The sequence below is a fragment of the Pseudonocardia oceani genome (assembly GCF_019263585.2).
Taxonomy (GTDB): Bacteria; Actinomycetota; Actinomycetes; order Mycobacteriales; family Pseudonocardiaceae; genus Pseudonocardia; species Pseudonocardia oceani.
Map to the genome: position 1 here is coordinate 3,039,834 of NZ_JADQDF010000001.1, position 12,989 is coordinate 3,052,822.

The following is a 12,989-nucleotide window of genomic DNA, read 5'->3' on the forward strand; positions in this document are numbered from 1 at the left end:
CATGATCGTCACCGTCACGCCGAACCCCAGCCTGGACCGCACGGTCGAGGTCCCCCGCCTGCTCCGCGGCGAGGTGCACCGGGCCACGTCCGTGCGCCTGGACCCGGGCGGCAAGGGCGTCAACGTCGCCCGCGCGCTCACCACCGCCGGCATCGACACGGTCGCCGTCCTGCCCTCGGGCCGCGCGCCCGGCGGGCGGCTCACCGACCTGCTCGACCTGCACGGCGTCCGCGCCGCCACGGTCGCCATCGACGGCGCCACCCGCACCAACATCACGGTCGTGGAGCCGGACGGCACCACCACCAAGATCAACGAGCTGGGCCCGGTGCTCACCGGTGACGAGGTCGCGCAGCTCGCCGACACGGTCGTCGCGCTGGCGGCCGGGGCGAGCTGGGTCGTCACCTGCGGCTCCCTGCCCGCCGGCATGCCCGACGACTTCCACGCCGAGGTCGTGCGCCGCACCCGCCGCGCCGGCGCCCGGGTGGCCGTCGACGCCAGCGACGCCCCGCTGCGGGCCGCCTGCGCCGCCGGGCCGGACCTCGTCAAGCCCAACCACGAGGAGCTGGCCGAGCTGGTCGGCCGGCCCCTGACCAGCATCGGCGACGTCCTCGACGCCGCGCGCGGCCTGCGCGCCGCGGGCGTCGGCGCGGTGCTGGTGAGCCTCGGGGCGGGCGGCGCGCTCCTGGTCGAGGAGAGCGGCGAGTACCACGCCGTGTCCTCGCCGGTGGCCGTGCGCAGCACCGTCGGCGCGGGTGACGCCACCCTCGCCGGCTTCCTGGCGGCCGGCGGCGCCGGTCCCGACGCGCTCCGGCAGGCGGTGGCCTACGGGGCCGCCGCGTGCCGCCTGCCGGGCAGTGCGATGCCCGGACCGCACGAGATCGACCTCCACGACGTCCGCGTGGTCGGCACGCCGGACACCACCCTCCACCTCACCGGAGCAGCCGTATGACCGCCCTGATCACCGCCGATCTCGTCGACCTCGACCTGCCGTCGAGCGACCGGCGCACCGCCGTGCGCTCGCTCGCCGAGCGGCTCGAGAAGGCGGGGCGCGTCACCGACATCGAGCAGTTCCTCGCCGACATCGAGGCGCGCGAGGAGCAGATGGCCACCGGGCTCGAGGGCGGCATCGGCATCCCGCACTGCCGCTCCACCGCCGTCACCGAGCCGACGCTCGCGTTCGGCCGCAGCACGGACGGCGTCGACTTCGGCGCCGAGGACGGGCCCGCGCGGCTCGTGTTCATGATCGCCGCCCCGGAGGGCGGCAACACCGACCACATGACGGTGCTGGCCGCGCTGGCCCGCCGGTTGGTGCGCAGGGCGTTCAAGGACGAGCTCCTCGGTGCGACCGACGCCGGGCACGTCGCCGACTACATCCAGAAGGAGGTCGCAGGATGAAGCTCCTCGCGATCACGGCGTGCCCGACGGGCATCGCGCACACATACATGGCCGCCGAGGCGCTCGAGCAGGCCGCGGCCGACGCCGGGCACGAGATGGTCGTGGAGACCCAGGGCTCCGCGGGCACCACGCCCTTCACCGACGCCCAGATCGCCGAGGCGGACGCGATCATCCTGGCCGCCGACGTCGCCGTCCGGGACGAGGAGCGCTTCGCGCACCTGCCGACGATCCGCACCGGCGTGAAGAAGGCGATCAGCGGGGCCGACCTGCTCGTCGCGCAGGCCGTCGAGGCGGCGGAGGCCCCGCGGGCCGACGTGCCCGCGCAGCGCACAGCCACCCCGGCCACCAAGGACTTCGGCCCCGGCTTCGGGTCGCAGCTGCGCGGCTGGCTGATGACCGGCGTCTCCTACGTCATCCCCTTCGTCGCCGCGGGCGGCCTGCTCATCGCCCTGGGCTTCGCGCTGGGCGGTTACCAGATCACCGACGCGCCCGCCGTCACCGAGGGGTTCGACCCCCTCGCGCTGGCCAGCTGGGCCGCGCTGCTCTTCCAGGTCGGCGCGCTCGCGTTCGGGTTCCTGGTGCCGGTGCTCGGCGGCTTCATCGCCTACGCCATGGCCGACCGCCCCGCGATCGTGCCCGGGTTCGTCGGCGGTGCGATCGCCGCCGAGATCGGCGCGGGCTTCCTCGGCGGCCTCATCGCGGGCCTGCTCGCCGGCGCCGTCGTCCTCGGCCTCAAGCGGTTCTCGGTGCCCAAGGCGATGGCCGGGATCATGCCGGTGGTCGTGTACCCGCTGCTCGGCACGCTCGTGGTCGGCATCGCGATGTTCGTGGTCATCGGCCCGCCGCTGGCCGCGGTGAACACGGGTCTGACCAACTGGCTGACCGGCCTGTCCGGCGCCAACGCGCTGCTGCTCGGCGCGCTCGTCGGCCTGATGATGGCCTTCGACATGGGCGGACCCGTCAACAAGGCCGCCTACACCTTCGCGCTCGCCGGGCTGGAGAGCGGCTCTGAGGCCGGTCTGCTGATCATGGCCGCGGTGATGGCCGCCGGCATGACGCCGCCGCTGGCGATGGCGCTGGCCACCGTCGTGCGCAAGAAGCTGTTCAGCGAGGTCGAGCGGGAGAACGGCCGGGCCGCCTGGCTGCTGGGCGCCTCCTTCATCACCGAGGGTGCCATCCCGTTCGCCGCGGCCGACCCGCTGCGCGTCATCCCCTCCCTCATGGCCGGCTCGGCCGTGACGGGCGTGCTGTCCATGGCCTTCGGTTCGACGCTGCGGGCCCCGCACGGCGGCATCTTCGTGCTGCCGCTGATCGGCAACCCGTTCGGCTACCTCGTCGCGATCGTGATCGGCACGCTCATCTCCACCGCGCTGGTGGTCGCGCTCAAGAACGCCCGCCGGCAGCCCGCCGCGGCGACGGCGCCCGTCGCCGTCGCCGTCTGATCCCCTCGCCGTCCGATCCTCTCGCCCTCTGACACAGGAGCACCTCCATGACCGTCGAACGCCGCGTCACCGTCGGATCCACGGTGGGCCTGCACGCCCGCCCCGCCACCCTGTTCACCAAGGCCGCCGCCGCCCAGCCGGTGAAGGTCACCATCGCCGCGGGCGACCGCGGCCCGGTCGACGCCCGGAGCATCCTCTCGGTGCTCGGGCTCGGCGTGGGCAGCGGCGAGGAGGTCGTGCTCACTGCGCAGGAGGACGGGGCCGACTCCGAGGCCGCCGTCGCCGCGCTGGCCGAGCTGCTCGCGACCGACATGGACGCCTGAGCCGCACGCCCTCCACGCACCATCCGACGCCGGACGGCGCGGTGACCACCCTTCGTGGGCCACCGCGCCGTCCGGCGTTCCTGCGTCGGGCCGTACTCGTGATGGCGGGCACCAGGACGAGCGGGGCCGCCGACGACCACCGCGGTGGTGATCGGCGCCACGATCATCAGCAGCACGAGACGGTCAGCCGGGGTCGTACGCGGCGAGCAGCTGCGCCTCCGCCGCCGCGAGGTACTCGGTGACCTCCCCCGCGGCCCGCTCCCGGTCGCCGTCCTCGAGCAGGCCGCAGATCACGTCGTTGCGGCCCAGGTAGGGCTCGAAGAACTCGCGGACGTCGGGCACGCGGTGGAACACGAGCCGCATCTCGGCCAGGAGCAGGGCCATCTGCTGGTCGAGCCGCGGGCTGCCGGCCAGGGCCACCAGGGCCCGGTGGAAGTGCTGGTTGGCGCTACCGACGCCGGCCCAGTCGCCGGTGCCCGCGGCGCGGCGGCCCTCGTCGACGGCGGCGCGGACCGCGCCGACGCGCTCGTCGTCGAAGGCCTCGCCCAGGCGCACCGCGGCGGGCTCGACGAGGCGGCGGGCGCGGTAGACGTCGCGGACGGCGTCGCGGTCGGGCTGGGCGACGAACACGCCGCGGTGGGCCTCGCGCACGAGCACCCGCTCGGCGACGAGCTGGCTCAGCGCCTCGCGGACGGTGTTGCGGGAGACGCCGAGCGCGGTGCAGAGGACCTGCTCGGGGAGGCGCTCGCCCGGCCGCAGCCGGCCCTCGACGACCTCCTCGCGGACGGCGTCGGCTTACGCTCACCACATCCACGAGTGAGGAGCCCACATGGCCGACGACATGAAGGCGGTGATCGGCTCGGCCACGAGCCGCGGCGCCGTGCTCGGCGCGATGTTCCTGAAAATGTGTCTGAGCGGCCCGTCGAACGGGGTGCAGTAGCAGCCATGGCCGCTCAGACACATTTTCGGCGACGAGCGCGATCGGTCCGGGGTTCATCACCCAGACCACGACGTTCACGGCGCGGCTCGGAGCCGCGTTCGCGTTCGCGGTGCTGGTGTCGATCCTGGTCGACATCGCGGTGCAGCTGAACGTGTGGCGGGTGATCGGGGTCAGCGGGCAGCGGGCCCACGAGCTCGGCAACAAGGTGGCGCCCGGTGTCGGCTGGCTGCTGGCGGTGCTCGTCATCGTCGGCGGGCTGGTGTTCAACATCGGCAACGTCGGCGGCACCGGGCTCGGTGTCAACGCGATGCTCGGCGTCGACGCCAAGATCGGCGGCGCGATCTCCGCGCTGCTGGCGATCGCGATCTTCCTGAGCAAGCGCGCAGGCGTCGCGCTGGACCGGATCGTCGTCGTGCTCGGCGCGGTGATGATCCTGATGACGGCGTACGTGGCGATCGTGTCCGGCCCGCCGGTCGGCGACGCGCTGCGCCAGACCGTGCTGCCCGACCAGGTCGACGTCCTCGTCATCACCACGCTGATCGGCGGCACCGTCGGCGGCTACATCACCTACGCCGGCGCGCACCGGCTGCTCGACTCCGGGCTCACCGGGCCCGAGCACGTCGGTGCGATCTCGCGGAGCTCGGTCGTCGGCATCCTGGTGACCGGCGTGATGCGGGTGCTGCTGTTCCTCGCGGTGCTCGGGGTGGTCGCGGGCGGCGTCACGCTGGCGCAGGACAACCCGGCGGCGAGCGCGTTCGAGGCGGCGGCCGGGCAGGCCGGGCTGCGGGTCTTCGGGATCATCCTGTGGGCCGCGAGCATCACGTCGGTGATCGGGGCGGCGTACACCTCGGTGTCGTTCATGACCTCCTCGGCGACGTCGCCGCGGCGGCGCAACCTGCTCACCGTCGCCTTCATCGCCCTGTCGACGCTCATCTACGTGCTGGTCGGCACCGCCCCGGTGACGCTGCTGGTGTTCGCCGGCGCGTTCAACGGGCTGATCCTGCCGATCGGGTTCACCGTCGTGCTGTGGGTGGCGTGGCGGCGCCGCGACCTGCTCGGCGGCTACCGCTACCCGGCCTGGCTGCTCGGGATCGGCGTCCTGGCCTGGCTGCTGACGCTCTACCTGGGCTACCAGTCGCTCGGCGGGCTGGCGAGCCTGTGAACGTCGACCTGAACTCCGACCTCGGCGAGTCGTTCGGCCGCTGGACCCTCGGCGACGACGACGCGATGCTCGGCCTCGTCACCTCGGCCAACGTGGCCTGCGGGTTCCACGCGGGCGACCCGTCGACGCTGCGGCGGACGTGCGCGCGGGCCGCGGACGGCGGCGTCGTCGTCGGGGCGCAGGTGGGGTACCGCGACCTCGCCGGCTTCGGCCGCCGGTTCGTCGACATGGACCCGGGCGAGCTCGCCGACGACGTGCTCTACCAGCTCGGCGCGCTGGAGGCGATGTGCCGCGTGGCGGGCACCGCGGTGCGCTACGTCAAGCCGCACGGTGCGCTCTACAACGCGGCGGTGCACCACACCGCGCAGGCGCGGGCCGTGGTCGACGCCGTGCGCGACTACGACCCCTCGCTGCCGGTGCTCGGCCTGCCCGGCTCGGAGCTCCTGGCCGCCGCGGAGGCCGCGGGGCTGCGCGCGGTGCCGGAGTTCTTCGTCGACCGCGGCTACACCCCGGACGGCGCGCTGGTGCCCCGGTCCGAGCCCGGCGCGCTGCTGCACGACCCGGACGAGGTGGCCGCGCGCGTGCTGCGGCTGCTCGCCGACGGCGCGGTCGAGGCCGTCGACGGGACGGTGGTGGCGGTGCGGGCGGAGTCGGCGTGCGTGCACGGCGACTCGCCGGGGGCGGTGGAGATGGCCCGCGCGGTGCGGGCGGCGCTGGCCGGTGCCGGGGTGGAGGTGCGGGCGTTCGTGGCCGGGGGTGGCGGCGCGTGAGGGTGCTGCCCTGCGGGGACGCCGCACTGCTGCTGGAGGTCGCCGGCCTCGACGAGGTGCTGGCCCTGGCCGACGTCGCCCGCGCGGCCGATCTGCCCGGCGTCCTCGACGTCGTCCCGGCCGCCCGCACGGTGCTCCTGAGGACCGCGCCGGGCACCGACCTCGCCGCGCTGCGCCGGGCGGTGCAGGAGCTGGCCGTCGACCCCTCCGCGGCGCCGCCCGAGGGGAGGACCGTCGAGATCGAGGTGGTCTACGACGGCCCCGACCTCGAGGAGGTCGGCCGGCTCACCGGCCTGGGCGCCGACGGGGTGGTCGAAGCGCACACCGGCACGCCGTGGCGCGTCGCCTTCGGCGGGTTCGCGCCCGGCTTCGCCTACCTCGCGGGCGGTGACGAGCGGCTGCACGTTCCCCGCCGCGACGAGCCTCGCACGAGCGTGCCCGCGGGCTCCGTCGGTCTGGCCGGGGAGTTCAGCGGCGTGTACCCGCGGTCGAGCCCCGGCGGCTGGCAGCTCATCGGCCGCACCACCGCCGACCTGTGGAACGAGCGCCGCGACGAACCGGCGCTGCTGAGACCGGGGGCGCAGGTCCGCTTCGTCCGCACGTCGGAGCCGGAACGCGCTGCGGAGGGGGCCGACGGGGGCGTGCCGGCTCCGAGGTGCGGACGGGTGGTGGAGGTGGTGGCCACCGGTGCGTCGGCCTCCGTCCAGGACCTCGGGCGCGTCGGGTCCGCCGCCACCGGCGTGGGCCGGTCGGGGGCCGCGGACCGCGGCGCGCTGGCGCTGGCCAACCGGCTCGTCGCCAACCCGGCGGGCGCGGCGGGCGTCGAGGTGACGTTCGGCGGGCTCGCCCTGCGCGCGGGCGACGACGTCCCGGCCCCGCTGCTGCTCGCCGTCACCGGGGCGCCCGCGCCCGCCGACGTCGACGGCACGCCGGTCGGGCACCACGCGCTGGTCGTCCTGCGGGCCGGGCAGACCCTGCGGCTGGGCCCGCCGCCCGCCGGCCTGCGCAGCTACGTCGCCGTGCGCGGCGGGATCGCCGTCGACGCGGTGCTCGGCTCGCGCAGCACCGACGTGCTGTCCGGCGTCGGGCCGGCCGCGCTGTCCGTCGGCGACGTCCTGCCGGTCGGGCCGGAGCCCGCGGACCTGCCGCGGATCGACGTCGCCCCGGTCGCGACGCCGACCGCCGACGTCCTCACGCTGCGCGCCGTCCCCGGGCCCCGCGACGACTGGGTCGAGGAGCCGGCCGCGCTCGCCGCCACAATCTGGACGGTGTCGGGTCGCAGCGACCGCGTCGGCATGCGGCTCGAGGGCGAGCCGCTGCGCCGCAGCCGGACCGACGAGCTGCCCAGCGAGGGCATGGTCCGCGGCGCGATCCAGGTGCCGCCCGGCGGCGAGCCGGTGCTGTTCCTCGCCGACCACCCCGTCACCGGCGGCTACCCCGTCGTCGCCGTCGTGCTCGACGCCGACGTCGACCGCGCCGCCCAGGCTCGCCCCGGGCAGCAGATCCGCTTCCGCCTCGTGCGGTCCCCCGTCAAGGAGAACCCGTGAACCCCGCCGACGCCCGCGCCCGTTTCCGCAACGGCCTCGTCACCCCGACCGCCGGCTGGTGCGACGGGTACGCGCAGGCCAACCTGATCAGCGTCCCGCGCGAGCGGGCCTGGGACTTCCTGCTGTTCGCCCAGCGCAACCCGAAGCCGTGCCCGGTGCTCGACGTCCTCGACGCGGGTGCGGTCGCCGGCCCCATCCTCGACGGCGACGTGCGCACCGACGTCCCGCTCTACCGCGTCCACGTCGACGGCGAGCAGGTCGCCGAGCCGACGGACGTCCGGGAGTGGTGGCGCAAGGACCTCGTCAGCTTCCTCATCGGCTGCAGCTTCACCTTCGAGCGGGCGCTCGGGGCGGCGGGCGTGCCCGTGCGGCACGTCGAGCAGGGCGTCAACGTGCCGATGTACCGGACGTCGTGGCGCTGCCGCCCGGCCGGGGACGTGTCCGGGCCGCTGGTCGTGTCGATGCGGTACGTGCCGCAGGCGCTGGTGGAGACGGCGGTGGCGACGACGGCCCGCTACCCCGCCGTGCACGGTGCCCCCGTCCACGTCGGCGACCCCCGCGAGCTCGGCGTCGGCGACCTCGACGCCCCCGACCACGGCGACGCCGTCGCGCCGGAGCCCGGCGACGTGCCGGTGTTCTGGGCGTGCGGGGTGACGCCGCAGGCCGCGGTGGTGGAGTCGCGCCCGCCGCTGGCGATCGCGCACGCGCCGGGCCACATGCTCGTCACCGACGCCCGCGACGAGGACTACCTGATCTGAGACCGGATCGGGGAGCGCCGCCGCGACAGCGCCACCCCGGCCAGGCAGACCGCCCCGCCCACCAGCGCGAGCGCGGGCGGCAGCTCGCCGAGCAGCACCGCGGACAGCACGATCGTGATCGGCGGCGCGAGGTAGGTGGTGACGCCCAAGCGCCCCGCGTCCATCCGCGCCAGCGCGTAGGCCCACGTCGAGAACGCCAGCGCGGTGGGCACCAGCCCGAGGTAGACGAGCCCGGCGGTGGCGCCCACCGGCGCGGTGGCGAGGTCGTCGAGCAGGCCGGGGGTGAAGGGCAGGCAGGCGACGGCGCCGATCGCGCAGGCCAGGAACGTCACCTGCAGGCCGGGGAGCCGGCGCAGGACCGGCTTCTGGGCGAGCACCCCGATCGCGTACGTGACGGCGGCGGCGAGGCACAGCACCACGCCGAGGACGTCGGCGGTGCCGGTGTCGGCGGTCGAGGCGCCCACGAGCACCGCCCCGCAGAACGCGATGCCGCCGCCGATCAGCAGCCAGCGCGGGAACCCCTCGCCCAGCAGCAGGCCCGCGAACAGCGCGATGAGGATCGGCCCGACGTTGACGAGCATGGCCGTGGTGCCCGCGTCGATGCGCTGCTCCGCGGCGTTGAGCACGACGTTGTAGACGGCGAACCAGGCGAGCCCGCACAGCAGGATGAGGCCCCACTCCCGCCGCGTCGGCGCCACCCAGCGGCGCCGGCTCACGAGCACCCCGGCGCCGAGCGCGAGCGCGCCGACGAGCAGCCGACCCAGCGCCAGCGGCCCGGGCTCGTAGGACGCGCCGACCGCGCGGATCGCGACGAACGCCGAGGCCCACGCCACCACCGTGACGGCGACGGCGAGCAGGGCGCCGGTGTGCAGGCGGGGAGCGGCGGTGGTCGTCACGCCGCCGACGCTACGACCGATCGGCGCCGATCTCGCGCGGTTTCCGGCCGTCCTGCGACGACATGCTGCCAGCCGGAACGGCGAGCCGCGTGGGGCCGCCGCGCCCGCGCAGCTCGGTCTCCCCGGCCGGCTCCCAGCGCCCGCGCTCGCCATCGTCGGCGAGCTCGACGGCCCGCCCCGCCGCGACGACGCCGCCGGGCAGCGACTTCGCCAGCTCGGTGAGCCGGGCGGCCTCGTTCACCGGGTCGCCGATCACGGTGTACTCGAAGCGCCGCACGTCACCGACGTTGCCGGCCACCGCGTCGCCCGCCGACACCCCGATCCCGGCCTCGATGTCGGGCAGCTCCGCGGCGAGCCGGGCGCCCAGCTCGCGACCCGCGGCGAGCGCGCACCCGGCCGGGTCGGGCAGCCCCACGGGCGCGCCGAACACGGCCAGCGCCGCGTCGCCCTGGAACTTGTTGATCCAGCCGCCGTGCTCCTCGACGACCTCGACGACGACGCCGAAGAACCGGTTGAGCACGCCGACGACCTCCTCGGCCGGGCGCTGCACCGCGAGCTGCGTGGAGCCGACCAGGTCGACGAACAGCACCGCGACCGCCCGCACCTCCCCGCCCAGGCGCACCTCCGCCGACGCCGCCGCGGCCTCGGCGACCTCGCGCCCGACGTGGCGGCCGAACAGGTCGCGGATCCGCTCGCGCTCGGCGAGCCCCGCGACCATCGTGTTGAACCCGCTCTGCAGCTGCCCGAGCTCCGTGCCGTCGTAGACGGTGACCTCGGCGTCGAGCCGTCCGCGCTCGACGCGGCGCATCGCCCGGCGCACCGCGTTGACGGGGTCGGCGACCGCGCGCGCCGCCCCGACCGTCGCCAGGAGCCCGGTGAGCAGCGCCGTGCCGCCGATGCTCAGGACGATCACGGCGAGCTGCGCGGCGGGCACGTCGCCGTAGGCCAGGGCGGAGACCGCCGCGAGCAGGACGCCGACCACCGGGACGGCCGTGCCCAGCGCCCAGAACAGCAGCGACCGCACGACCACCCCGGGCAGGACCCGGCGCCGCGGGGGCTGCGTCGACAGCACGCGCCCGGTGGTGCGCCGCAGGATCCGCTCGCTGAGCAGGTAGGACAGCGCGCAGGTGGTGATGCCGCCGAGCAGCGTCGTCTCGGCCACCTGCACCGCGAGCCGCCAGGAGTACTGCGCGTTCAGCCCGCCGAACAGCAGGACCGCGGTGAGCCACAGCGCGCCCTGCACGGTGGTCAGCCGCAGCGGGCCGTACAGCACCCGCCGGTGCTCGCGGCGCAGCTCGACGGCCGTGCCGCCGCCGACCCGCATCCGGAACCGCCTGCTCCCCCACAGCGCCCCGACCAGCACGGCGAGCAGCAGGTAGGAGCCGAACGCCACGAGGTTGACGACGAGCGCGGGGCTCTCCTCACCGACCGGCCCGCTGGGCAGCACCCAGGCCGAGAGCACCAGCACGACCCCGGCGCCGATGACGTTGGCGAGGATGACGGCGGACAGCAGCGCGGCGCGGACCCGTCGTCCGATCACCCACCGCCGCCTCGCCACGCCGGCGATCCTCGCAGCTCAGGCCGCGTGACCGACGGCCGCGGTCAGGTGCACGCCTCCGCGCGAGCGCACGTCGAGCGCCCACGCGTCGCCGGTGGCGCGGGTGCGGAGCTCGACGGTCGAGGGCAGCAGCAGCGGGCGGCCGAACGCGACCGCCTGGATCAGCGCCTCGGGCAGGCGGCCCTCGAGCACCGCGAGCGACCGCGCGGCCGTCCACATGCCGTGCGCGATGGCGCGGGGGAACCCGAACGCCTTCGCGCTCAGCGGGTGGAGGTGGATCGGGTTGACGTCGCCGCTGACCGCCGCGTAGCGCCGTCCGGTGTCGGCCTCGACCCGCCACACCGCCGACGCCGGGCCGTCGCCGACCTCCGGCGGGGCCGCGGGCGGCTCGGCGACCGCACCGGGCGCCCGGGCGCCGCGGGCCAGGTAGGTGCTGCGCCCGTCCCAGACCCGTTCCCCGCCGACGTCCACGGCCGCGACGAGGTCGACCTGCGCACCCTTGGGGTGGCCGGCGAACCGCTCGGCGTGCACGGCGATCTCCAGGCGCTCGGCCGCGTCGATCCGCCGGTGCACGGTGATCGTGTTGGCGACGTGCACGAGCCCGGGCAGCGGCAGCGGGAACGACCGGCCCGCCATCAGCTCCACCTGCAGCGCGAAGGCGAGCACGTGCGGGTAGGTCGGGGGCAGCGCGTCGTTGAGGCGGAAGCCGCAGACCCGCGCGTAGTCGGCGAGGTGGGTGCGGTCGACGTCGACGGTCCGGTGCAGGACCGTGCCGGGCAGCGTCGACGCCCGCGGCCCGACCGCCCCGACCGCGGCCCTGACGTACAGCGGAGCCAGACTCACGTCACGCCCCGATCATGCTCTGGCCGCACACCCGCACGACCTGCCCGGTGACGCCGCCGCTCTCGGCCTGGCCCAGCCAGCCCACGGTCTCGGCGACGTCGACGGGCAGCCCGCCCTGGCGCAGGCTGTTGATCCGGCGCCCGCCCTCCCGCGTGCCCAGCGGCATCCGCGCGGTCATCTCGGTCTCGATGAACCCGGGGGCCACCGCGTTGACCGTGACGCCGCGCGCCGCCGCCCGCGGCGCGAGCGCGCGGACCATCCCGATCACGCCCGCCTTGCTCGCGGCGTAGTTGGTCTGACCGCGGTTGCCGGCGATGCCGCTGGTGGAGGCCACGCAGACGATCCGGCCGCTGTCGGACAGCAGGTCGCCCTCCAGGAGCGCCCGGTTGATCCCGAGCTGGGCGCGCAGGTTGACGGCCAGTACGGCGTTCCAGCGGTCGGCGTCCATGTTGGCGAGCAGCTTGTCGCGGGTGATCCCGGCGTTGTGGACGACGACGTCGACGCGACCGTGCCGCTCGCGCAGGTGGGCGAGCAGCCGCTCGGCGGCGTCGGCGGCGGTGATGTCGAGCTGCAGCGCGGTGCCGCCGGTGCGGTTGGCGACGGCGGCGAGCGCCTCGCCCGCGGCCGGGACGTCGACGGCGACCACCACGGCGCCGTCCCGGGCGAGCGTGTCGGCGATGGCCGCACCGATGCCGCGCGCGGCGCCGGTGACGACGGCGACACGCCCGGCCAGCGGGGCCACCGGCTCCGCGGGGGCGTCCATCCCGATGGGGTCCTGCTCCGGCCCGACCGGCACGCCGACGTGCACGACCTGCCCGTCGACGTAGGCCGAGCGGCCCGACAGCAGGAACCGCACCGACGAGTCGAGCGCCGCGGGCGGCGCGTCGGGGTGCACGACCAGCAGGTTCGCCGTGGCACCGGCCCGCACCTCCTTGGCGGCGGAGCGCACGATGCCGTCGAAGGCCTGCGCGACGGCGGCGGCCTCCGGGTCCTCGCCGGGCTCCGGTGCGAGCACCAGCAGCCGCCCGTTCGCGGCGAGGCGGCGCACGGCGGGCGTGAGGAACTCCTGTGCGGCGGCGAGGTCGTCGAGCGTGCGGGCGGCGGTGGCGTCGAGGACGACGCCGGCCACCTTCCCCCCTGTCACGTCCCCTCCGCCTGCCTCGGCCACGCTCTCGTTCTCCAGCAACGCGCGCACGGCGTCGGCGTACGTCCCCTCGCCGACGGTGCCGACGAGCGCGGGCCCGTCGAGCAGCGGCGCGCCGGGGACGTGGCGGCGCAGCACCGGGATGCGGGGCACGCCCAGGCGCTGGACGAGCGGGTTCTGCGAGAGGTCGCGCAGCGTGTCGTTGCTCATG

At 75.8% G+C, this 12,989-nt stretch carries 12 protein-coding genes and 2 pseudogenes; 8 read left to right on the top strand and 6 right to left on the bottom strand.

All coding sequences use genetic code 11. From position 1 onward, the window contains the following. Window position 1 precedes the first annotated feature (1 nt). The 4 genes from pfkB to I4I82_RS15225 are packed head-to-tail and all read left to right on the top strand — an operon-like array spanning window position 2 to window position 3,160. A complete protein-coding gene (gene pfkB / locus I4I82_RS15210; RefSeq protein ID WP_218589294.1) occupies window positions 2-949 on the top strand; it encodes a 1-phosphofructokinase in 948 nt (315 codons plus the stop codon). Then, entirely contained in the window at window positions 946-1,395 is a 450-nt protein-coding gene (locus I4I82_RS15215; protein WP_218589295.1) for a PTS sugar transporter subunit IIA, read from the top strand. Before pfkB ends, I4I82_RS15215 begins: the two co-directional genes overlap by 4 nt. Continuing rightward, complete coding sequence (locus I4I82_RS15220) at window positions 1,392-2,837, top strand: PTS fructose transporter subunit IIC (RefSeq protein ID WP_218589296.1); 1,446 nt, start codon at window positions 1,392-1,394, stop codon at window positions 2,835-2,837. Before I4I82_RS15215 ends, I4I82_RS15220 begins: the two co-directional genes overlap by 4 nt. A gap of 47 nt (window positions 2,838-2,884) precedes the next feature. Next, entirely contained in the window at window positions 2,885-3,160 is a 276-nt protein-coding gene (locus I4I82_RS15225; protein ID WP_218589297.1) for an HPr family phosphocarrier protein, read from the top strand. 183 nt (window positions 3,161-3,343) lie between these two features. On the opposite strand, the gene I4I82_RS15230 is transcribed toward I4I82_RS15225, so the two are convergent. After that, window positions 3,344-3,817 carry a GntR family transcriptional regulator gene (locus I4I82_RS15230; RefSeq protein ID WP_308112789.1) on the bottom strand — a complete coding sequence of 158 codons (474 nt, stop codon included), beginning with the start codon at window positions 3,815-3,817 and terminating at the stop codon, window positions 3,344-3,346. Further along, window positions 3,794-3,940 (bottom strand): annotated as a pseudogene (locus tag I4I82_RS34445) (GntR family transcriptional regulator); the annotation flags it as partial. The gene I4I82_RS15230 and the pseudogene I4I82_RS34445, both read right to left, overlap by 24 nt. A 188-nt stretch (window positions 3,941-4,128) precedes the next feature. Here I4I82_RS34445 and I4I82_RS15235 point away from each other — a divergent pair. The 4 genes and pseudogenes from I4I82_RS15235 to I4I82_RS15255 all read left to right on the top strand — a co-directional run. After that, a pseudogene (locus tag I4I82_RS15235) lies at window positions 4,129-5,262 on the top strand (NRAMP family divalent metal transporter); the annotation flags it as partial. Then, entirely contained in the window at window positions 5,259-6,032 is a 774-nt protein-coding gene (locus tag I4I82_RS15240; RefSeq protein WP_218595808.1) for a LamB/YcsF family protein, read from the top strand. The pseudogene I4I82_RS15235 and the gene I4I82_RS15240, both read left to right, overlap by 4 nt. Continuing rightward, on the top strand, window positions 6,029-7,579 hold the full coding sequence (pxpB, locus tag I4I82_RS34780) for a 5-oxoprolinase subunit PxpB (protein WP_308112790.1): 1,551 nt from the start codon (window positions 6,029-6,031) through the stop codon (window positions 7,577-7,579). The genes I4I82_RS15240 and pxpB overlap by 4 nt, the downstream gene beginning before the upstream one ends. Further along, a complete protein-coding gene (locus I4I82_RS15255; protein WP_218592713.1) occupies window positions 7,576-8,337 on the top strand; it encodes a putative hydro-lyase in 762 nt (253 codons plus the stop codon). The genes pxpB and I4I82_RS15255 overlap by 4 nt, the downstream gene beginning before the upstream one ends. Here the strand turns inward: I4I82_RS15255 and I4I82_RS15260 are convergent. The 4 genes from I4I82_RS15260 to I4I82_RS15275 are packed head-to-tail and all read right to left on the bottom strand — an operon-like array spanning window position 8,325 to window position 12,988. Beyond that, window positions 8,325-9,233: a DMT family transporter gene (locus I4I82_RS15260; protein WP_226370071.1), complete on the bottom strand. Its 909-nt coding sequence runs from the start codon at window positions 9,231-9,233 to the stop codon at window positions 8,325-8,327. The two genes, I4I82_RS15255 and I4I82_RS15260, sit on opposite strands and share 13 nt — an antisense overlap. A 10-nt stretch (window positions 9,234-9,243) precedes the next feature. Beyond that, window positions 9,244-10,791, bottom strand: coding sequence for an adenylate/guanylate cyclase domain-containing protein (locus tag I4I82_RS15265; RefSeq protein ID WP_226370072.1), 1,548 nt, complete (start codon window positions 10,789-10,791; stop codon window positions 9,244-9,246). A gap of 18 nt (window positions 10,792-10,809) precedes the next feature. After that, on the bottom strand, window positions 10,810-11,634 hold the full coding sequence (locus I4I82_RS15270) for a MaoC family dehydratase (protein WP_218592711.1): 825 nt from the start codon (window positions 11,632-11,634) through the stop codon (window positions 10,810-10,812). Between the two features lies 1 nt (window position 11,635). Beyond that, window positions 11,636-12,988: a 3-oxoacyl-ACP reductase gene (locus tag I4I82_RS15275; RefSeq protein WP_218592710.1), complete on the bottom strand. Its 1,353-nt coding sequence runs from the start codon at window positions 12,986-12,988 to the stop codon at window positions 11,636-11,638. Between the last annotated feature and the right edge of the window lies 1 nt (window position 12,989).